Origin of the sequence: Wolbachia endosymbiont (group B) of Gerris lacustris (assembly GCF_964028355.1) — a bacterium.
Classification (GTDB): domain Bacteria; phylum Pseudomonadota; class Alphaproteobacteria; order Rickettsiales; family Anaplasmataceae; genus Wolbachia.
In genome coordinates this window covers 952,721-974,566 of the sequence record NZ_OZ034761.1, presented here as the reverse complement: position 1 = coordinate 974,566, position 21,846 = coordinate 952,721, and the positions used below count along the sequence as shown (strand labels likewise).

Below are 21,846 nucleotides of genomic sequence, written 5' to 3'. Positions count from 1 at the left end.
AACAAACCTCAATACTAAAAATTTATTATGTAATACATTTAAAATTATAAAATCAAGAAAATTTTGTATCATAAACTAAAAGAGCAGACATTAAAATTGCTGCATTTACTCAATTGTGCTAACTTAGAGCTTAAAACTTAAGAAGTATTTATGTTAGAAGAAAAATATAGCTTTAGAGAAATTGAAAATAAATACAACATATTATGGGAAGGAAGTAAAATTTATAAATGGAATGGTGAAAAGGATAACATTTTCACTATAGATACGCCCCCACCAACAATATCAGGAAAGTTGCACATTGGTCATATATTCAGCTATTGCCACGCAGATTTTATTGCAAGGTTTCAGCGTATGCTGGGAAAAGATGTATTCTATCCAATTGGGTTTGATGATAATGGGCTTCCCACTGAAAGGTTAGTTGAGCAAATCTATAAAACCCGCGCAAAAGAAGTTGGCAGAGAAAAATTTATAGAGATGTGCCATGAAGTTATTGAAAAGTCAAAACAAGAATTCAAGGAATTGTTTAAATCGGTCGGCATTAGTTATGATTGGAGTTTGGAATACCACACGATCAGCAAGGAAGCTGTAGCACTTTCTCAAATGTCGTTTGTTGATCTATATAATAAAGGGTATGTATGCAGGAAAATGCAACCTATTCTTTGGGATCCAGTTGATAAAACCGCAATTGCGCAAGCGGAAATAGAAGATAAAGTCTTTGAGTCATCTTTGAACACGATAGTTTTTTCCACTGAAAAAAATGAGCAGATTCACATCGCAACTACACGACCTGAGTTGCTTCCAGCATGCGTTGCGGTTTTTTGTCATCCAAAGGATGAACGCTATACTCAGCTGATTGGGAAGACAGCCATAGTGGCAATCACAGGGGCAAACGTTCCAATAATAGCTGATGATAAGGTCAAAATAGATAAAGGCACTGGACTTGTTATGTGCTGTACATTTGGTGATGAGCTCGACGTATATTGGCAGCAAAAGCATAATCTGCCGGTGACAATTATCATTGATCAGGATGGGAGGATGAACCTCCGTGACGGTGTCATTCCAGTGCTTGACACTGGAATCCAGGAAAAAAAGCAAGCTTCAGCTACTTGGGTGACAGAAGAAGCTGGTAATAGTGCTATTCCAACATGTAACAAAAGGACAGAAGGATGGATCCCAGTGTCTGGGCACTGGGATGACACTATAGGGGCTAATGAGATGATAGAGGAGACACACCCCCCAGTGCTTGACACTGGGATCCATGGACTAAAGGTTAAAGAAGCAAGAAAGAAAATAATTGAAATCTTGAGTGAAAAGGGCCTTTTGATAGAAAGTACTAACATTTCTCATTCCGTAAAGTGTGCAGAAAGATCTGGTGCGCCACTCGAGATATTACCTACTTATCAGTGGTTTATCAAGATTTTAGAACAAAAAGCTCAAATGTTAGATAAAGTAAGAGAATGTAATTGGCATCCAGAATCTATGCGTAAGCGCATGGAAGTGTGGATAGAAGGGCTAAGTTGGGATTGGTGCATCTCAAGACAGCGTTATTTTGGTGTGCCATTTCCAGTGTGGTACTCAAAACGTAAGGGAGAAGAAGGCAAAATCATTCTAGCTGAAGCAAAGGATTTACCTATAGATCCACTAAAAGGCTTGCCAAAAGGCTATAGCAAAGAGGAAATTACTCCAGATCAAGATGTGATGGATACTTGGGCTACAAGCGCAATCACTCCTCAGCTAAATGCACTGGCAGTAACAAGCGAGCTCGGTTTACCAAGCCATCGGTATGATAAGATATTTCCTGCAGATCTGCGCAGCCAAAGCCATGAGATAATAAGAACTTGGGCTTTTTATACGATTTTGAAGGCACATTATCATGCAGATTCACTGCCGTGGAAAAATATCATGATTAGTGGTTGGTGTTTGGCTGATGATAAAAAAAAGATGAGTAAATCAAAAGGTAATATCATCACTCCTCATGTAATGCTTGAAACCTATGGAGCTGACGTAGTACGCTATTGGGCAGCAAACTCAAGACTTGGAGTTGACACAGTCTACTCTGAAAATATCTTCAAAATTGGCAAACGACTTGTTACGAAACTTTGGAATGCTAGCAAATTTGTTTCCATGTTTATGGAAAAACATCAAGCATTGAGCATAAATTCCATCAGTGAGACGATGGATAAGTGGATATTGTCTAAGTTATACAAAGTTATAGAAAGAGCAACAAATAACCTATTACAGTTTGAATACTGCGAAGCTTTGAGCGCAATAGAAGAATTTTTTTGGAAAGATTTTTGTGATAATTACTTAGAGTTAGTTAAAAAACGTGCATATGGAGATGCATTGGACAGCGAGGCAAACATGAGTGCGAAACAGAGTTTGGCATATGTACTCAATATTATTTTGCGGTTATTTGCACCCTTTTTGCCATACATTACAGAAGAAATATATCATCAGTTGTATAGTTATAACTCCGTTCACAATAAAAGTAATTGGCCAAGCAAAGAAGAGCTTATCTACGATAAATATTCAGAGGAAATGGGAGATAATTTCGTGCAGATATTAAACCTCGTAAGAAAAATAAAAGCAGATAATAACGTATCAGTTAAGCACTTGATAAAAAAATTGACGATAAAAGCAAATGCAGAAGAGAGTAAGTTAAATCAGTCTGCGCAGGATGATTTGCAGGCAGTTTGCAATGTGGAAACGATAGAGTGGATGCAGTCTAAAACTGAAGAAGGGAAATACGTAGTGGATATAGATTTACATTGATTGTATATGTTTTGAATACGAGTATCAATAGTACTAGTTTATCACCTTTAGAAAAATATTGCTATGCCTTATGGATATAGTAGATAAGCTATAGGTAAGACAATTTTAATCAATATATACAAGACTGCTGAAGCTTTGTATATGGGTGATGAGCAATTTACTTAATAAAGATAATAAATTTTATTTTATAGCTAGTTCTCTGGCTACTCTTATGCTACTTACATCTTTAGTACTTATACCAATTCCCGCTATACAAGCAACGAATAGACAATAATGGAAAAAAAGCCATACTGGAGTAAGTAAAATAGCGAGGTTTAGATGGCATTAAGATCAAAATTATTGGATGAAAAAGTGGTGGAATCAGCAAAAGAGATGCTGAAGAAAGTAAGAAATAATGCGTATGTTGCAAAAAAACTAAATGCTGTAATTGCAGCAAAAAAGCACAGTATAACAGCTGTAGCAAAAATATGTTGCATTTCGAGAAAGGCAATTACTACATGGATAAAGCACATAAAATTTGGAAGAGAAGAAAAATTATTTTCTCCACCTCAACGCCGTAGAAAAACTATATTGAACCAAAGTCAACTTGAACAAATTGAGGTGTGGATAGAGGAAAACCCCAATATTACTATTAGAGAAATGAGAATAAGAATCCAAGAAAGATTTGGTTTGAATATCAGCAAATCCACAATACATCGTAATATGCAAAGAATGAAATTCTCATATATCACACCAAGACCAGTTCATAGTGGACAGGATAAAAATAAGCAAGAGGAGTTTAAAAAAAAACCTCAATGAAACTATTGTCATGCATTCTGAAAAAGAGCTATTTTTCTTCGATGAATCACGGTTTGGTACACATTCAAAAGTTGGACATGGGTGGTTTAAAAAAGGCAGTAGGACACAGGTTAAGGTAAAATTAGGTAGGGAAAATTTTTATCTCTATAGTGCAGTTAATCCCAGAAATGGAGAGAATTTTAGCTTATTTGCACCAAACGTCAACACTGCTTGTATAAATATATTCCTTGAACAGATGTCGCAATATTTAGGAATACGAAAGGCTTTTCTCGTGATGGATTGCGCTAGTTGGCATAAGTCAAAAAGTTTAAAGATACCTAAAAATATCGAAATTATATACCTACCACCATACTCACCTGACCTCAATCCTGTTGAGAGGTTTTGGTTATATATAAAACAGAACATTTTGCGCAATAAAATCTACGATACAATTGTTCTGCTTGAGAGCGCTTTGTGTAAATTTATTACCTCTCTTTCCCCTTCCACGGTTAAACAACTCTGCAATGCTTCTTATTTGGTTCATTAATAATGAGAGTTGGTATTAGCAGCTCAAATGAGCCTGCACTCGTGCGTAAAGTTTTTGCGTTTCTCCCATTTCTTCGGTTATTTTCTTCACTTTCAGCTGACATGTAGCTTTCTATTTCACCTTCCAGACTTGCCTCTAGCAACCTTTTTATAAACGGTGTTAATGCTCCATCTCTTCCTGTCAATGGTCTTCCTTCTCGTATAGATGACAGGATATTTGTTTCTAATTCTTTATAATCTACCAAACCAGTAGTTCTATTTGCTTGACTCATATCAAACCTCCATTTTTTATATCAATTTATTACTTTTTTTTCGGTTTGACACACTTTTTTGAACGTTCCCCAAGCAGTGTTGACGTTTGGTGCAAATAAGCTAAAATTCTCTCCATTTCTGGGATTAACTGCACTATAGAGATAAAAATTTTCCCTACCTAATTTTACCTTAACCTGTGTCCTACTGCCTTTTTTAAACCACCCATGTCCAACTTTTGAATGTGTACCAAACCGTGATTCATCGAAGAAAAATAGCTCTTTTTCAGAATGCATGACAATAGTTTCATTGAGGTTTTTTTTTAAACTCCTCTTGCTTATTTTTATCCTGTCCACTATGAACTGGTCTTGGTGTGATATATGAGAATTTCATTCTTTGCATATTACGATGTATTGTGGATTTGCTGATATTCAAACCAAATCTTTCTTGGATTCTTATTCTCATTTCTCTAATAGTAATATTGGGGTTTTCCTCCATCCACACCTCAATTTGTTCAAGTTGACTTTGGTTCAATATAGTTTTTCTACGGCATTGAGGTGGAGAAAATAATTTTTCTTCTCTTCCAAATTTTATGTGCTTTATCCATGTAGTAATTGCCTTTCTCGAAATGCAACATATTTTTGCTACAGCTGTTATACTGTGCTTTTTTGCTGCAATTACAGCATTTAGTTTTTTTGCAACATACGCATTATTTCTTACTTTCTTCAGCATCTCTTTTGCTGATTCCACCACTTTTTCATCCAATAATTTTGATCTTAATGCCATCTAAACCTCGCTATTTTACTTACTCCAGTATGGCTTTTTTTCCATTATTGTCTATTCGTTGCTTGTATAGCGGGAATTGGTATTAGAAATACATCATAAGGACCAAAATAAGCAAAATAATACAATCACAAACTTATCTATGCTACATGGACATTGTCACGATAATTTACACAGAAGTATGCATGAAAAGCACCAAGCTAGAGAGAAGCCGTATGAAGCGAAAGTTTCACGTACGGTTTTGAAGTCGAGTGAGGAGGGGCAACCTTCTTCACTTAGATAACAGTAAATTAACTATAGAACGACCAGTTCATCCTGGTTTAGGAATGGTTTACTAAGGGTTATCAATCCTCAAAAAAATTGGCGTAGGTTTGGGCAGTGTAATGTCTAAGCCTACGCACGCATTACACAGAGATTTTAAATCACGTTGTTCTTTTGGAATTTGCAATTGATCAAGCATCATTTCTGCTGACTTTGGAACAATTGGCTGCAATAAAATACCAATTATCCTGATGTATTCGAGTAGTTTGTAAATTACTAAATTCATACGCTCTCTGTCAGTTTTGCTTAATGTCCAGGGTGCACTTTTATCTATGTAAGCATTGGCCTTGGAAGAAATATTGATAATCAGGAGTATAATCTGGTTAAATTCATACTTTGATAGATGATTCATCACTTGATCAATTACGGCTTTGCAATTTGGTAAACTCTCATCATCTTTAAGCAAGTTGCGATCAACTACTGGTACAACTCCAGAACATTGCTTGTGCAAAAATGAAATTGTTCTTTGTACTAAATTGCCTATATTGTTTGCCAGTTCTGAATTTATTCGGCTAATCATATTTTTCTTACTGAAATTACCATCTTGACCAAAATTTGCTTCCCGAAGGAGAAAATAGCGTAATTGATCAACGCCAAACTCTTCTGCAAGACCAATTGGATCTATAACGTTACCAAGGGATTTGGATATTTTTTCTCCCTCGTTTAGCCACCAACCATGAACTGCTATTTGCTTTGGCAGTGATAAATCTGCTGCAAGAAGGATCGCTGGCCAGTATATAGCGTGAAAACGCAATATGTCTTTACCGATCACATGGACGTTAAAAGAGTTTGTCCAAAACTTCTTATATTCCTCATCTTCTATATTAGGAAAGCCTATTGATGTGAGATAGTTAGTGAGCGCATCTATCCAAACATAAATTACGTGCTTGTCATTCCCTGGTACTTTTATTCCCCAATTAAAACTAGTACGAGAAATCGAAAGGTCAGTTAGTCCTGATTTTACAAACGATACCACTTCATTTTTTCTGCTCTCAGGGAAGATAAAATTTGGCTGATTTTCATATAACTCTAGTAATTTATTTTGCCAACTTGACAAACGAAAAAAGTAGCTCTCTTCTTTTATCCACTGAACTTCAGCACCTGTTGGTGCTCTGCCATCTATCAACTCCGATTCTTGGTAAAACGCTTCGTCACGAACTGAATACCAACCTGAGTAAGAATCCAGATATATTTGTCCTCTCTCTTCAAGCCTATTCCATAAAGCTATAACTGCTTTTTCATGACGTTCTTCTGTGGTGCGAATAAAATCATCATAATCAAAGTTCATTAGCTCAGCCAATTTTCTGAACGTAACACTTATTTCATCTGTAAATTCTTTTGGCTCTATTCTCTTCGCTTTAGCTGCCTTTTCAATTTTTTGCCCATGTTCGTCTGTACCAGTAGTAAATTTGACGTTCTCTCCAGCTAATTTCATAAATCTAGCTGTAACATCACAGATAAGAGAAGTATATGCGTGGCCGATGTGTGGCTTGTCGTTTACGTAATATATTGGCGTAGTGATGTAAAAGCTCTCAAATTGCTCCATCTTGTAGTGCTTAAAGCTTTATCGTATCTGCACTAGTAATAAAAATCAATACATATCCTATCAGACAAGCAATCTGAAAATCCATTATACCGCTGCGTGTTGCAGCGGTATCCTGTAAGTGATTTACGCTTTAGAGTAAGCAGTTTGCTGTCCATAACCTCCAAAATGTTGTTCTGGATAAGAATTATCAAATACACCTTGAGGAGGAGCAGTTGGAGCAGTATTAGGATCTTGAGAAGAGTAACGAGGTGGTGGTTCAAGATTAGAAGAATCTCTAGAGCTGTACCCAGGTTCTCGTTTACGATAATAATCTACCGCTTCTTCAGCTTTCTTAATATTTTCTGACTCTTTCTCATGCTTCATATGAAAAGCCACACCACCAGCAAGACATACAAGAGAATTAATGCCAAGAATGACTAAACCCCAAACTGGTAAGACTGGGTTAATAGCGCAACCTATCAAAGCTGCTAAAGAAATTGCACCAACTGCAAATTCTATATTTCTGAACATTTTAAGTTTATTATCCAAGTAATCTACCTTTTCTGATTTTCTAGCCATTTTTTCGCTGCTGTTGTACCAAACACACATTAAAGCATGGAAAGCAACACATGCAACTACAGCTACTATCCCTAAAGCTAATAATTTCCTGTTGTCTTCTGCGTCTTTTTTCTTATCTTCTCTGCTTGGCTGGTTACTGCTACCGGAACCAAGGTTATTACCACTAAACAGGCTACGAAGTAGAAAATAATCCCAAAAATCTAAACCTCTATTATTGTGTACATGTACGTGTGTAACCTGAGGGCTTGTAGGTTGTTGCCTACTATCACATCGATCACTTCCTATATTGTGTTCATTAGTTGGGTTATAGCTCTTATACGCATTTTCAAAATTTTTATCACTCCAGTTCTCAATATTTTGCATACCATGAGAACGTAAAAATTCTTGAACATTCTTGTCACTGCCATTTTCTCTTATATAGGCAAGTGCATACCTTTTTAAAACACTATCGCGCATAGATATTCTCCTCAAATTAAGATTAAATTAATAAACAGTTATTACCATAAATTATATAGAATAATGTCTTCTTGTCAAGTTAGTCATAAACCTGTCAATATTCTTTCCACCAGCTCCTTTACTGTTGGTACGTTGCCATTCTCATAAAATGGGTCTTGCTTAAATTTGTACACATTGTGTCCAGAAAACATAAGTTCATTTTCAATATCACCGTTATGTATAATGTTTTGCAGTGTCTTTTGTATACAGAAGCTTCGTGGATCTGGTTTTTGCCCTGTTGAATGGTCACCATGATCTTTCCAATTGCTAAATAAGCAGTGACTCAAACATCCCATGCAATTAATTTGATCTTGTCTTATCTCCGCAAATTTGCCTGGTGTCACAAAAATAACAGTTGTATCTGGAGTTTTCATTACCTCTGTATACCCTACTTTAATCCATGCATTTGCTAGCTCTTTGTCTTTTGCAGTGAGGTAAATCTTTCTACCTCTGCTACCCATTGCAAATTCATTATTAAACTCTCCACTCACACTTTCTGAAAATTTTATTTGACGTGAATTTCGTTCCTGTAGCTCACGTATGAAGCTGTTTCTTACTGCAGATGAGTAGAACCCTGTTGGACTAAATTTATTTAAAAATACATCACCTTCTTCTAAAGTAAGTAATTTCTTTTTCCACTCCGTAGAAATCGGACTTTCTTTTGTTAAAAGTGGACGAGTGCCAAACTGAAAAGCTATTGGTCCGATTTGTAAATTGTCAAACCAATGTTCCCAATCCTTCAAATGCCACACTCCCCCTGCCATAACAATTGGCGTTTCAGCAAGACCAACCTCGTTCATGAAAGATCTAAGCTCTGCAACTCTTTCAAATGGAGCCTGCGGTAATTCTGGGTCTTCACTATTACTCAAGCCATTGTGACCACCAGCAAGCCACGGATCCTCATATATTACTCCACCAAGTAAAAAAGAAGATATTTTTTGGTAAGCACGTTTCCATAACGCTTTAAAAGCGCGCGCCGATGAGATAATAGGGTAGTAATAAACTTGATATTTAGCTGCAATTTCTCCAAGCCTGTAAGGCATACCAGCACCGCAAGTGATGCCATGAACTAAGCCTTTTGCTTTTTCTAATATGCCATGAAGGACTTGTTCTGCTGCCCCCATTTCCCAAAGCACGTTCATATGTATTCTTCCACGGCCCTTTGATGTTTCATTCGCTATTTTTGCTTGACTAACTCCAGCCTCAATACTATACTTAATTAACTCTTCGTGCTTTTCATTTCTTGTTTTACCTTTATAAATTAGTGGTACCAGCTTGCCATTGTCATCGATAAGTTTAGCATTTGCACCAGAAAACGTACCAACAGCATCTGCTGCAGCGAATGCCCCACTTGATCTTCCATCACTGATTGCAATGCCTTTGCCGCCCTCGATGATCGGCCAGACTTTTTTCCCTGAAATCACTATCTTTTTTATCTTATTTTTCAACATTTCCTCTTAATCTTTCACTCTATTTTACTCAATTACTAAAAAAATAATAGCTTTTCTTTTTTATATATGCATTCAGTTTTAAATAGGCATAGGAGATGCTATAAATATAGTTTTATAAGAAATTTGCTATATGATCATAGGTTTAACAGGTGGAATTGCAGCTGGAAAGAGCTTTGTAGCCAATTGCTTTAAAGAATTTGGTGCCGTTGTGTTTGATGCCGACTCTGTCGTGCACCAGCTTTATAAAGTAAACAAAAACATAATAAGTTACGCAGAAGAAAAATTTCCTGGGGTGATAGTAAATGGAAAAATAGATAGAACAGTATTATCTAAATATTTTTTAGCTTATGATGAAAATTGGAAGCAATTTCAGTCTTTAGTGCATTCCGCTGTGCGAAATGAATTAGAAATTTTTATTGCTCAGGAGAAAGAAAACGACGGAAAGTTTCTAGTTCTAGACATTCCACTCCTGCTGGAAACTAGATTCCGTTTATATTGCGATTTTATTGTCTTTATCCATGCAGATAGGGCTGTACAAGCTCAAAGGATCAGTGAGCGTAATATGGATAAAAAAAAGCTGGATCTAATGTCTAGTATTCAGCTACCTATTGAAGAAAAAAAGCAAATGAGCGACTTTATCATCGATACCAGCGCAAATGTTTTTTCTCAAGTGAAAGATATAATAGACTCGTTAGACCTCAGCACGTGATACGGTTATTCTCTACTATATTACTCCGAATTTTAGCTATACTATCAGCAGATTTTACCATTAAAATTTCAAACCTTGAGCCTGCATTCAAAAACGATTCTACTGATCTGCCGAAAAAATCATATCTCCATCCCTTGAATAGTTTATCTATCTGCCCAGATATTGAGCCAGCCAACTCATCTTTTGATGAAATTAACTTTCTTGATATGTTATTTTCCTTACATTTGCTCTCCAAAATAATCGAGAGTATATCAAATACAGATTTATCATAATTATCTGACAGAGTATAATTTTGCTGCACAAATTCCTTCTCATTCTCATTGAAAATATCTATAAATTCTAATAAATCTTCCTCTTTTATATTTTTTGTATTTCTCTTAAGGTCATCTAAAATGTCATCAATATGTTCCACGTTTTTTTCAATTAAACCAGTTATTACGGCATTATTGACTACCTTATTACGATTTATATTGTAACGCTGTGCTAAGGTCTCTTGCCACTCACTAACTGCTTTAACAGTTAACATCAACCTTGGATTTGCTTCATAGTTAAATTTGATCCTCCTCCATGCATCTTTTGGACTATGTAAATACTTATTTATATCAGCTACTGACCCCATCTCTTCTTGAAACCAACCCATCCTATTGTTTTCTTCAAGCTTATTGCACAATATTTGGTATAGGTCATATAGGTATACCACGTCGTTTACTGCATAATCTAATTGATTCTCGGATAACGGCCTTCTTAACCAGTCTGAATTTTTAGCTTTAATTTTATCCAGTGCTATTCCTTGATATTGCTCTACTACTTTTGAATAACCAATAAAGTCATGATAATAATGGCAAAACATAGCAGCAACTTGGGTATCAAAAATGGGAGTAGGAACATATTTAAACACAGTGAGTAAGGATTCTATATCCTGCCGGCAGCTATGAAACACTTTGATTATCCCCTGATTTAGCATTATTTTCTTAATGAATGATAAATCAATTTCTGGCACTAATGCGTCTACAATAAAACTCTTCTCTCCGTAAGAAATTTGAATTAACGATAATTTTGGGTAGTAGGTTAAATTGTTTCTAATGAACTCCGTGTCAACTGATATAAATTTTAGATCTTTTTCCATCAGTCCTTCACATGCATTTTCCAGTTCCGACGTCGTACTAATTAGCATATATTTTTTATTCAGTGGCCATATTTTACTACTTATATTAAATCTTTGCAATTGATTGCAATTCAGAGCGCAACTGTATGATAACTAACTCTTCTGTAAATATACAATTTTGCCAGATACAACGGTACGTATTACGCGCCCTTTCACTTTGCGTCCATCGAAAGGGGAATTCTTTGATTTACTAGCAAAGTTGTCAATTTTAATTTCCCATTCATGATCCAAATCAACTAAAATTAAGTCGGCTGCAAGGTTTTTCTGTATGCGGCCACGTGGTACATGTATGATATCTGCAGGCTTATATGTCAATTTTGCAAGCACATCAAGTAGACCCATTTGTCCACTGTGATATAGTTCAAGTGAAATGGGCAGCATTGTTTCAAGGCCAATAATACCAAATAAAGCATTTTCAAGTGGCAAATCTTTAGAACTAAGATCATGCGGAGCATGATCGGTTGCAATACAATCAATCACACCTGTCTTTAAACCTTCAACCATAGCTAAACGATCTTCCTCAGTACGTAGTGGCGGATTCATTTTTGCGATTGCCCCATGTTGCTTTACTATATCTTCAGTAAAAGTAAAGTGATGAGGAGTTACTTCACATGTAACATTTAATCCCAAACCTTTTGCACGTTTAATAGCATCAAGTGAATCTTTTGAAGAAACATGTAAAATATGATAGTGTACATTTTCTATGTCCTTCATTAGCAGTATATCACGAGTTACCATAACCGACTCTGACGCACTCAAGATTCCCTTTACTCCCAATTCTTCAGAAATCTTACCCTCGTTAATCGCGCCACCAGCAGATAAATTTAAATCTTCTGCATGTTGAGCAATAGGAACACCAAGCATACTTGAATAAAGCAGTGCCTGTCTCATAATCATTGGATTCATAACTGGCATACCATCATCGGTGAACCCAACTGCACCTGCTTCCTTTAAAAGCGCCATTTCAGTTAATTTTTCTTCCGAAGTAGTAATTTTGGCGTAAAATTCAACATTCACATGCGAAGTTTCAAATGCTCTATATTTCAAATACTTAGCTAAGACAACACTATCAATTGCTGGAACAGTGTTTGGCTGGCAAACTACAGTTGTAACGCCCCCCGAAGCTGCAGATTTACTGCCTGTATGTATAGTTTCTTTATGCTCTTGACCTGGTTCACGAAAATGTACGTGAATGTCAATAAGGCCTGGCATTAGAACAAACCCTTTACAGTCTATTGTTTCATCAACCCCATTTGGAACTCCATTTGAAAATAATGATTCACCAAAGTCAACAATTTTATCCCCTTCAGTCAATAATGAACCTTTTATATCAAGCTTAGTTTCGGGATCGATAACACGAGCATTAATATATGCAATTTTATAGCCTTCCTTTTGGCCTTTCTGCAATAAATTCCAATATTGTGTCATTATATTTAAGTATCGATTACAAAATAAATCTAAAGTTTTTTTAGTAAAACACAACCAAATTAAAGTGATGGTATAATAACTAGCAATAAAGAATATTTAAATTAATACTCAAGCAGCTATTCTATAACTATCATTTTCGATTTTAACATTATTAAGTGCGGTATTTGCCTTATAAGAACAGTAGCATCCTACTGCAAGAAAGGTTAATGCAGTTACAGCAAGTGAAATACATATTGCTAAATGAAAAATTGTTAGACTTGCGCTAACAGCAAGTGCTGTAGATGATGCAAAAGAAACAGCGGGGGAACGTTCAAAAAAGTGTGTCAAACCGAAAAAAAAAGTAATAAATTGATATAAAAAATGGAGGTTTGATATGAGTCAAGCAAATAGAACTACTGGTTTGGTAGATTATAAAGAATTAGAAACAAATATCCTGTCATCTATACGAGAAGGAAGACCATTGACAGGAAGAGATGGAGCATTAACACCGTTTATAAAAAGGTTGCTAGAGGCAAGTCTGGAAGGTGAAATAGAAAGCTACATGTCAGCTGAAAGTGAAGAAAATAACCGAAGAAATGGGAGAAACGCAAAAACTTTACGCACGAGTGCAGGCTCATTTGAGCTGCTAACACCAAGAGATAGGGAGGGAAGCTTTGAACCACAAATAGTCAAAAAAAGGCAAACAAGCCTACATCCAGAACTTGAAGCAAAGGTCTTAAGCACATATGCCAGTGGCATGGGATACAGAGATATAGCTTCACATGTTGAGGAAATATATGACCACAAAATATCAGCAGCAGAGATATCTAGTATTACCGATAAACTGCTACCAGTAATCAATGAATGGCGCAGCCGCCCACTGCAATCAGTGTATCCAATAGTATTTATGGATGGCATGTTTTTTAAGGTCAAGGAGGACGGACATTGCATAAGTAAATGTATGTATAATATATTGGGCATAAATCAAAATGGCAGAAAAGAAGTATTAGGTTTTTATTTGGCTGAAAGTGAAGGAGCTAACTTCTGGTTGGGAGTACTAAATGACCTCAAAGAAAGAGGAGTAGAAGATATTCTAATTGCCTGTATTGATGGGCTAATACCAATTCCCGCTATACAAGCAACGAATAGACAATAATGGAAAAAAAGCCATACTGGAGTAAGTAAAATAGCGAGGTTTAGATGGCATTAAGATCAAAATTATTGGATGAAAAAGTGGTGGAATCAGCAAAAGAGATGCTGAAGAAAGTAAGAAATAATGCGTATGTTGCAAAAAAACTAAATGCTGTAATTGCAGCAAAAAAGCACAGTATAACAGCTGTAGCAAAAATATGTTGCATTTCGAGAAAGGCAATTACTACATGGATAAAGCACATAAAATTTGGAAGAAAAGAAAAATTATTTTCTCCACCTCAACGCCGTAGAAAAACTATATTGAACCAAAGTCAACTTGAACAAATTGAGGTGTGGATAGAGGAAAACCCCAATATTACTATCAGAGAAATGAGAATAAGAATCCAAGAAAGATTTGGTTTGAATATCAGCAAATCCACAATACATCGTAATATGCAAAGAATGAAATTCTCATATATCACACCAAGACCAGTTCATAGTGGACAGGATAAAAATAAGCAAGAGGAGTTTAAAAAAAAACCTCAATGAAACTATTGTCATGCATTCTGAAAAAGAGCTATTTTTCTTCGATGAATCACGGTTTGGTACACATTCAAAAGTTGGACATGGGTGGTTTAAAAAAGGCAGTAGGACACAGGTTAAGGTAAAATTAGGTAGGGAAAATTTTTATCTCTATAGTGCAGTTAATCCCAGAAATGGAGAGAATTTTAGCTTATTTGCACCAAACGTCAACACTGCTTGTATAAATATATTCCTTGAACAGATGTCGCAATATTTAGGAATACGAAAGGCTTTTCTCGTGATGGATTGCGCTAGTTGGCATAAGTCAAAAAGTTTAAAGATACCTAAAAATATCGAAATTATATACCTACCACCATACTCACCTGACCTCAATCCTGTTGAGAGGTTTTGGTTATATATAAAACAGAACATTTTGCGCAATAAAATCTACGATACAATTGTTCTGCTTGAGAGCGCTTTGTGTAAATTTATTACCTCTCTTTCCCCTTCCACGGTTAAACAACTCTGCAATGCTTCTTATTTGGTTCATTAATAATGAGAGTTGGTATTAGCTAAAGATGCACGAAGATCTTCCTTTACATCATTTAAATCACGAGTACCATGATAAGCTATAGTTACTTCATTACCTTTAATAAAAATATAACCAGCATCTCGATTGTATGAGTTGTTACCCTTCAAAGCATAGCCAACATCTTGTGATTTTAATTTATAACCATCATCTGAGCAATATTGATCTTGAATGAGGTCATTGTCATAAAATTTTATAATTTTATAACCTTCTTTTTCAAGCTGCCTTCTAGTTTTGTATCCATCTTTCTCTAGTTTTTCGTCCACATTACCATAGGAAATCTTGCTGAAGGTACACATTTCTCGTAATTTTTCTTCATCAAATCCTGCAATTTTTCCTGTTATCAGATCAGTAAAGTCAGAAGCATCCTTTAACTCATACCAACTCTCATTATTAATGAACCAAATAAGAAGCATTGCAGAGTTGTTTAACCGTGGAAGGGGAAAGAGAGGTAATAAATTTACACAAAGCGCTCTCAAGCAGAACAATTGTATCGTAGATTTTATTGCGCAAAATGTTCTGTTTTATATATAACCAAAACCTCTCAACAGGATTGAGGTCAGGTGAGTATGGTGGTAGGTATATAATTTCGATATTTTTAGGTATCTTTAAACTTTTTGACTTATGCCAACTAGCGCAATCCATCACGAGAAAAGCCTTTCGTATTCCTAAATATTGCGACATCTGTTCAAGGAATATATTTATACAAGCAGTGTTGACGTTTGGTGCAAATAAGCTAAAATTCTCTCCATTTCTGGGATTAACTGCACTATAGAGATAAAAATTTTCCCTACCTAATTTTACCTTAACCTGTGTCCTACTGCCTTTTTTAAACCACCCATGTCCAACTTTTGAATGTGTACCAAACCGTGATTCATCGAAGAAAAATAGCTCTTTTTCAGAATGCATGACAATAGTTTCATTGAGGTTTTTTTTTAAACTCCTCTTGCTTATTTTTATCCTGTCCACTATGAACTGGTCTTGGTGTGATATATGAGAATTTCATTCTTTGCATATTACGATGTATTGTGGATTTGCTGATATTCAAACCAAATCTTTCTTGGATTCTTATTCTCATTTCTCTAATAGTAATATTGGGGTTTTCCTCCATCCACACCTCAATTTGTTCAAGTTGACTTTGGTTCAATATAGTTTTTCTACGGCATTGAGGTGGAGAAAATAATTTTTCTTCTCTTCCAAATTTTATGTGCTTTATCCATGTAGTAATTGCCTTTCTCGAAATGCAACATATTTTTGCTACAGCTGTTATACTGTGCTTTTTTGCTGCAATTACAGCATTTAGTTTTTTTGCAACATACGCATTATTTCTTACTTTCTTCAGCATCTCTTTTGCTGATTCCACCACTTTTTCATCCAATAATTTTGATCTTAATGCCATCTAAACCTCGCTATTTTACTTACTCCAGTATGGCTTTTTTTCCATTATTGTCTATTCGTTGCTTGTATAGCGGGAATTGGTATCAGTATCGTTATTTAACTTAGTGTCTTTAAAACGCTCTATATTACTCCACGTTTTAATTAGCTCAGAAGTTCCTAGCTCATTAAGGTTAAAACCTTGATCTTCTAATTCGTTCTTAAATGGTTCTAGCGCCTCAATTGCGCACCCTTTTATTTCATTATGATCAATATATACAATACTATCGCTAGTAGAATCCATACTTTGATCATGAGTAATACTTGGCATATTTTTACCTACTATTTTAGTATATCATTAATTAAGCATTTGATCAAATTTATCAATAAAACTATTAAAATTTTCTTATTTTTAACGAATTTAATTCACTTTATCACGCTTAAGACTTTTATTTGTGACAACCACTGTGTCTGCGATCTTATCATGCCAAGTTTGGTAGCGTTTGTCGAAACTTGCCCATATAAAACCCAAGAATAATGGTGCAGTTGACAATATAAAGGAAAAAAACCTTTTTGTCGCTTGTCTTAGGGTCGGTTTTTCAAAAGTTTGTGCATTCACAACTCTGAGTCCAAGTAGTAATTTTCCAGGCGTGGCAGCAAACCTTATCCACATATATGCTACATAACTAAAAAGCATAATGAATTGGACTATTTGATTTAGGATCAGTAGCTTAACGAGTCTACTCTGCATTGCTATTTCTTCTGCAGATAATGGCACTTGCATCTGATATTTTGCTGCAATTTGACTTAATATTTTACTACTCTCTGAGCTCATGAAGAGTTGATTTAAGGCTTGACCGCAAAATTGCAAAAATAAAACGATAATAATTAAATCAAGCAATACCGAGATATAGCGTCTAAGTCCCGTTACGTAACATATTCCATTATCATCCTTTTTCACCTTTTGAATAGCATTTATAGAAGAAAAAATGGAAAATAAACGATTAAAAAACTTCTGTAACATAAAGCACTTTCCAATGTTTGAGTGCCCCTGGCCGGACTTGAACCAGCATACTTTTGCAAGCAACAGATTTTGAGTCTGCCGTGTCTACCATTCCACCACAGGGGCCTACTTTAATGCTATAAGCAACACAAGATTAGTCAAATTTTTTATCTTTTAAGTAAGGACTGAATATTCTACAATAATCAATCATTACTCTGAAAACTTAAAATGAATGAATTAGTTAACCTCATTGATTCAAGAGAAGAAATATGTAAATTGCCACATAATTTAGAAGCAGAGCAAATGCTCATTGGTGCAATGATTCGTGATAATAGAATTTGTGATGCAGTTGAAGATATAATTGCAGCAGATAATTTCTATGATCCACTACATCAAAGCATTTTTACCCAGATATCTAAAACCAGAAAACACGGCATAGTTGCCAATGAACTGAGCCTCAAGATGTTTTTTGAAAATGATAAAGCATTTGCCGAATGTGGTGGAGTTGAGTACCTAGCAAAGCTTGCAGCAAAGGCAAGTATTGCACTTGATATCTATAGCTTGACTAGAATAATCCGTGATACTTATTTAAGAAGGTGCTTAATCAAGCTCGGTCAGGAGATAGTTGACGATAGTTATAACTACGATATTGAAAATCCTGCACAGGTACAAATTGAGCAAGCAATGACAAAATTGTTCAACTTAGCAGTAAAAAAGCAAGGTGAGAAAACATACATAAAGCTTGCAAGTTCAATTAAAGATGTGGTTGAGAAGATCAGCAAGCTGAAGAATAACCCAGAGTCGCTAGGTATTACAACCGGACTTCAAGATCTAAACCAGCTTCTTGGTGGTTTGCAGAAATCTGATCTGTTAATTATAGCTGCAAGACCTTCAATGGGGAAGACAGCATTGGCGCTGAACATCGCACTTAATGCTTGTAAGATTTTGCAAAAAAGAACAGATAAACAACACTATGTAGCGTTTTTCTCACTTGAAATGTCAGCAGAGCAATTGACCGCAAGATTGATTACTATAGATTCAGGCATTGGTTATTATAAGGCAATGACTGGAAGAATTAGTGATTTTGAATTACATGAATTCATTAATGCTAGTACAGATCTATCCGAATTACCTTTCATCATAGATGACACTCCTGCTCTATCAATTAGTGCCCTTCGTACCAGAATACGATTGCTATATCAACTATACAATGTAGAGGTGGTATTTATCGATTATCTGCAATTAATTCGAGGAACAACAAAAAGGAGTAGTGAAAATAGAGTGCAAGAAATCTCAGAAGTGACGCAGGGTTTAAAAGCAATTGCAAAGGAACTAAACATTCCCATTGTTGCACTATCACAGCTCTCTCGTTCTGTTGAGCAAAGGGATGATAAAAAACCACAACTTTCTGATTTACGTGATTCAGGAAGCATAGAGCAGGATGCGGATATAGTAATGTTCCTCTATAGAGAAGAATATTATGAATTAAGAAAGCAACCAAATGAAGGAAGTAATAAACATCGAGAGTGGCAAGAGAAAATGGAGAAAATTAGAAATATTGCAGAGCTGATCATTGCAAAACAAAGAAACGGGCCAATTGGCAGTGTGAAGCTACATTTTGACTCCAATAGAGGTGCATTTAAAAATTATACAGAAAGATATAGTCTGTAGTGGTCTTTAGGAATGCTGGAAGTGTTCAACAAACCATACGCGTTTAAGGAGCTATCGTGAAATATAGCAATATTTAAGATTGGCATTTTATTTGTTACATTTATTTTTTTAGGAAATTCTTATCTAGGATAAGATAATTTTTTAAAAAAATCTATAAATTACTAACTTTATTACTTAATATATAAAATAGTTTTTTCTTATTTCCTTTCTTCCTTATGCCACTTTTTCTTAACTTGATACGTATGGTTTATTTAACACTTCCGATATACAACTAAAAAATAGCAAATTCTCTATAACTTGAATATAATTTTAGCTTTACCTAAACAGAAAGATGAATTACTTAATGGATTTTGTTTTAACATCTCTTTCCTTGCCACTTTTTATTACTGAGAATTATTTGTTAATTACTGCGTTGATCCCACTTTTAAGTGCATTAGCTATTTTTTTTACTAGTAAATGGCCCAGAGTGAACAATAGCGTTACTGTTGCTTCTTCTATGCTTCTATTTGCGTATACATCTCTATGCACTTTATATTGGGTATATGGTGATCATTCTCAATTTATTCTCATGGATTTTGGTAATAATTTGCACATTAGTTTAAAGCTAGAGTCTACCGGAGTAATATTCAGTTTATTAATATCGTTTTTATGGATACTAACCAGTATATATGCAATATGTTATATGCAGAATAACTATGCTGATAGCAATCGCTCAAGTTTTCTATGCTTTTTTTCAATATCGATTAGCTGTGCAATGTTTATTGCTTTTTCTAGAGATTTGCTCACTACATTTGTTTTTTATGAGCTTCTAACTATTAGTACATACCCTCTGGTTACTTACAACTCAACAAATGAATCAATGATTGCAGGGCGCTATTACTTTGGCGTGCTATTTTTCTCCTCTTTGGTATTATTTTTTCCTGCAATAGGCCTTTTATATAATGAATTTCATACTTTAGACTTTGTAAGTGGTGGAATATTCAAATTTGATACTTCACTCATCACTTTCATTGCAGTGTGTTTTGCTATGCTGATTTATGGAATAGGAAAAGCTGCATTAATGCCAATGCATTTTTGGTTACCAAAAGCAATGGTTGCACCAACTCCTGTGAGTGCACTATTACATGCTGTTGCTGTTGTGAAATCCGGAGTTTTCATCATCATAAAAGTTATATTATACACTTTCGGCGTCGATAACATGCAACGTTTTGTGCAGCAAAATTGGTTTGCTGGAGGGTGGCTTCCGTACGCTGCTGGATTTACTATTATTACTGCATCATTGATTGCATTAAAGCAAAAAGAATTAAAGAAATTGCTTGCTTACTCTACCATCTCTCAATTGTCGTATATTATATTATTTGCTTCAATTTTTAGTGAGTTCAGCATGAGGGTTGCAATTTTTCAATTAGTTTGCCACGCATTTGCAAAAATCACTTTGTTTTTCATTGCCGGAGCAATAATAACAAAAACAGGTGAGAAATATATAGATAAGATTTATGGTATAGGATGCAGTATGCCAATTAGCATGACAGCATTTGCTATAGGTGCATTGTCTATGATAGGGGTGCCGCCTGCTCCGACTTTTTGGGGTAAATTTCTCATTTTTCAAGCTGTTTTCAACTCTGGCAATGTAATACTTTCTGTGTTTGTAACTCTAGTGTTAATTGTTAGTACTATACTCAACGCTCTATACTTCTTACCAATAATTTACAATGCCTTTTTCTTAAAATCTTCTAGAAATTATTTTGTTAAAAAGACACCAATGCTTCTAATTTTACCTCCAATTGTTACTGCTGTATGCACTTTAGTTATTTTTTTTAGCTACCAAGTAATATTTTAAATGTAATCACCTGTATTTATAACCGCTAACAATAAATTTAAATGGTATTATACCAGCTAGAGTTGCTTTCATATTTGACAAAGTAAAGCTAACCTCCACAGCATAGTCTTTCATCTTCTTATTTTGCTCAGCTGTAAAAACTACAGTGGCATTTCCAGCGAATGTAACTAAGTCCTTGGTCGATCGGTCAATAGATAGTGTTGTTACGTTTGTATTGGTAATTTTTCTTTTGGATGAAATAGCTTCATTGTTTACTTTTTCCTGAAAGTCTTGATAGATTTTATATACAGAATTGTTTTTTATAAAATTTTCTTGATACTTTTGCTCAACAGTCTGAAAGGACTCATATGCTTCAATGTATTGACTTACCAAGTACCTTGCTATGGAAGTGTATTCATCTTCTTTTTCACTAAAACTAAGTTTATGTATTGTAGAAAACTCATCTTCTGTGTGGTTCGTGTACTTCACAAAATTTAAATCTTTTTTAACAGGAAGTAATAGGTATATGTTTAGTAATGATAAAAATAAACATACTAAGAGAAGTAACGCTATTAACGCCATCCAAGATCTTTCTACAACGCAGAACAGGTATCTGTGGCAATACCATTCTACTGCTTTCCTGAAATAACTTTTGTTTTTTACTGATTCAACTTCCATAACCTAATTATAATAACTCTAAAAAAACTTTAAAATATGTCTAAATTTTCCAAAATAGGATGAATGATTATATCACCTTGTTCTGCAATAAGATGAAATTTATCAATTTTCTTCACATCTAAATTTATCATTTTTAAACTGAAGCTTTCAGGATCATAAGTATTACTTTCTGCACTTTTGTGATAATTATAGTAGTGTAATTTATTTTGATCATCAAAATAACCAAATTCATCAGCAAGTGTTCCCACTTCTTTGCCTTTAGCGTCTCTGATACCAACTC

15 protein-coding genes, 1 tRNA gene and 5 pseudogenes are annotated in these 21,846 nt (G+C 35.0%); 7 read left to right on the top strand and 14 right to left on the bottom strand.

The genetic code is table 11. The annotated features are described in order from the left end of the window. Positions 1–150 precede the first annotated feature (150 nt). Both ABWU62_RS04975 and ABWU62_RS04970 read left to right on the top strand, forming a co-directional pair. Positions 151–2,772 (top strand): valine--tRNA ligase, encoded by a 2,622-nt coding sequence (locus ABWU62_RS04975; RefSeq protein ID WP_353287719.1) that lies wholly within the window; start codon positions 151–153, stop codon positions 2,770–2,772. Between the two features lie 318 nt (positions 2,773–3,090). Next, a protein-coding gene (locus ABWU62_RS04970) for an IS630 family transposase (protein WP_353287090.1) occupies positions 3,091–4,096 on the top strand; the annotation gives its coding sequence in 2 pieces (ribosomal slippage) (positions 3,091–3,552 and positions 3,554–4,096; 1,005 coding nt in all). Between the two features lie 10 nt (positions 4,097–4,106). On the opposite strand, the pseudogene ABWU62_RS04965 reads toward ABWU62_RS04970, so the two are convergent. The 5 genes and pseudogenes from ABWU62_RS04965 to ABWU62_RS04945 all read right to left on the bottom strand — a co-directional run. Then, positions 4,107–4,367 (bottom strand): annotated as a pseudogene (locus tag ABWU62_RS04965) (transposase); the annotation flags it as partial. 75 nt (positions 4,368–4,442) lie between these two features. After that, a pseudogene (locus ABWU62_RS04960) lies at positions 4,443–5,130 on the bottom strand (IS630 family transposase); the annotation flags it as partial. Between the two features lie 331 nt (positions 5,131–5,461). After that, the gene (metG, locus tag ABWU62_RS04955) at positions 5,462–6,994 is read right to left on the bottom strand and encodes a methionine--tRNA ligase (RefSeq protein WP_353287718.1); all 1,533 of its coding nucleotides are present in this window, start codon (positions 6,992–6,994) and stop codon (positions 5,462–5,464) included. A gap of 123 nt (positions 6,995–7,117) precedes the next feature. Continuing rightward, positions 7,118–8,008: a hypothetical protein gene (locus tag ABWU62_RS04950; RefSeq protein WP_353287717.1), complete on the bottom strand. Its 891-nt coding sequence runs from the start codon at positions 8,006–8,008 to the stop codon at positions 7,118–7,120. Positions 8,009–8,091: 83 nt separating this feature from the next. Beyond that, on the bottom strand, positions 8,092–9,495 hold the full coding sequence (locus tag ABWU62_RS04945; protein ID WP_353287716.1) for an NAD(P)H-dependent flavin oxidoreductase: 1,404 nt from the start codon (positions 9,493–9,495) through the stop codon (positions 8,092–8,094). 133 nt (positions 9,496–9,628) lie between these two features. Between ABWU62_RS04945 and coaE the strand changes: the two genes are divergently transcribed. Beyond that, positions 9,629–10,207 carry a dephospho-CoA kinase gene (gene coaE, locus ABWU62_RS04940; protein WP_353287715.1) on the top strand — a complete coding sequence of 193 codons (579 nt, stop codon included), beginning with the start codon at positions 9,629–9,631 and terminating at the stop codon, positions 10,205–10,207. Here coaE and ABWU62_RS04935 read toward each other — a convergent pair. The 3 genes and pseudogenes from ABWU62_RS04935 to ABWU62_RS08370 all read right to left on the bottom strand — a co-directional run. Further along, the gene (locus ABWU62_RS04935; RefSeq protein ID WP_353288169.1) at positions 10,197–11,381 is read right to left on the bottom strand and encodes a ribonuclease D; all 1,185 of its coding nucleotides are present in this window, start codon (positions 11,379–11,381) and stop codon (positions 10,197–10,199) included. The two genes, coaE and ABWU62_RS04935, sit on opposite strands and share 11 nt — an antisense overlap. An 84-nt stretch (positions 11,382–11,465) precedes the next feature. After that, on the bottom strand, positions 11,466–12,800 hold the full coding sequence (locus ABWU62_RS04930) for a dihydroorotase (RefSeq protein WP_353287714.1): 1,335 nt from the start codon (positions 12,798–12,800) through the stop codon (positions 11,466–11,468). Positions 12,801–12,908: 108 nt separating this feature from the next. Beyond that, a pseudogene (locus ABWU62_RS08370) lies at positions 12,909–13,100 on the bottom strand (hypothetical protein); the annotation flags it as partial. A gap of 73 nt (positions 13,101–13,173) precedes the next feature. Between ABWU62_RS08370 and ABWU62_RS04925 the strand changes: the two are divergent. Together ABWU62_RS04925 and ABWU62_RS04920 are read left to right on the top strand one after the other, a co-directional pair. Next, positions 13,174–13,911 (top strand): annotated as a pseudogene (locus ABWU62_RS04925) (IS256 family transposase); the annotation flags it as partial. A 68-nt stretch (positions 13,912–13,979) separates the two neighbouring features. Then, positions 13,980–14,985, top strand: a protein-coding gene (locus ABWU62_RS04920) for an IS630 family transposase (protein ID WP_353287112.1) whose coding sequence is annotated in 2 segments (ribosomal slippage) — positions 13,980–14,441 and positions 14,443–14,985 — 1,005 coding nt in all. Because the reading frame shifts where the segments join, the coding sequence is not laid out codon by codon here. On the opposite strand, the gene ABWU62_RS04915 is transcribed toward ABWU62_RS04920, so the two are convergent. The 4 genes from ABWU62_RS04915 to ABWU62_RS04900 all read right to left on the bottom strand — a co-directional run bounded on the left by ABWU62_RS04915 (position 14,982) and on the right by ABWU62_RS04900 (position 17,524). Beyond that, entirely contained in the window at positions 14,982–15,437 is a 456-nt protein-coding gene (locus ABWU62_RS04915) for a hypothetical protein (RefSeq protein WP_353287713.1), read from the bottom strand. The genes ABWU62_RS04920 and ABWU62_RS04915 overlap by 4 nt on opposite strands. After that, positions 15,415–16,420, bottom strand: a protein-coding gene (locus tag ABWU62_RS04910) for an IS630 family transposase (RefSeq protein ID WP_353287261.1) whose coding sequence is annotated in 2 segments (ribosomal slippage) — positions 15,415–15,957 and positions 15,959–16,420 — 1,005 coding nt in all. Because the reading frame shifts where the segments join, the coding sequence is not laid out codon by codon here. Before ABWU62_RS04910 ends, ABWU62_RS04915 begins: the two co-directional genes overlap by 23 nt. Positions 16,421–16,816: 396 nt before the next feature. Beyond that, complete coding sequence (locus ABWU62_RS04905) at positions 16,817–17,419, bottom strand: RDD family protein (protein ID WP_353287712.1); 603 nt, start codon at positions 17,417–17,419, stop codon at positions 16,817–16,819. Between the two features lie 22 nt (positions 17,420–17,441). Next, positions 17,442–17,524 (bottom strand) — tRNA-Leu (locus ABWU62_RS04900). Between the two features lie 102 nt (positions 17,525–17,626). Between ABWU62_RS04900 and ABWU62_RS04895 the strand changes: the two genes are divergently transcribed. Together ABWU62_RS04895 and ABWU62_RS04890 are read left to right on the top strand one after the other, a co-directional pair. Further along, entirely contained in the window at positions 17,627–19,069 is a 1,443-nt protein-coding gene (locus tag ABWU62_RS04895) for a replicative DNA helicase (RefSeq protein WP_353287711.1), read from the top strand. 343 nt (positions 19,070–19,412) lie between these two features. Then, the gene (locus tag ABWU62_RS04890) at positions 19,413–20,909 is read left to right on the top strand and encodes a proton-conducting transporter membrane subunit (protein ID WP_353287710.1); all 1,497 of its coding nucleotides are present in this window, start codon (positions 19,413–19,415) and stop codon (positions 20,907–20,909) included. A gap of 6 nt (positions 20,910–20,915) precedes the next feature. Here the strand turns inward: ABWU62_RS04890 and ABWU62_RS04885 are convergent, their stop codons facing one another. Both ABWU62_RS04885 and ABWU62_RS04880 read right to left on the bottom strand, forming a co-directional pair. Continuing rightward, the gene (locus ABWU62_RS04885; RefSeq protein ID WP_353287709.1) at positions 20,916–21,566 is read right to left on the bottom strand and encodes a VirB8/TrbF family protein; all 651 of its coding nucleotides are present in this window, start codon (positions 21,564–21,566) and stop codon (positions 20,916–20,918) included. A gap of 29 nt (positions 21,567–21,595) precedes the next feature. Continuing rightward, positions 21,596–21,838, bottom strand: a pseudogene (locus tag ABWU62_RS04880) (hypothetical protein); the annotation flags it as partial. Between the last annotated feature and the right edge of the window lie 8 nt (positions 21,839–21,846).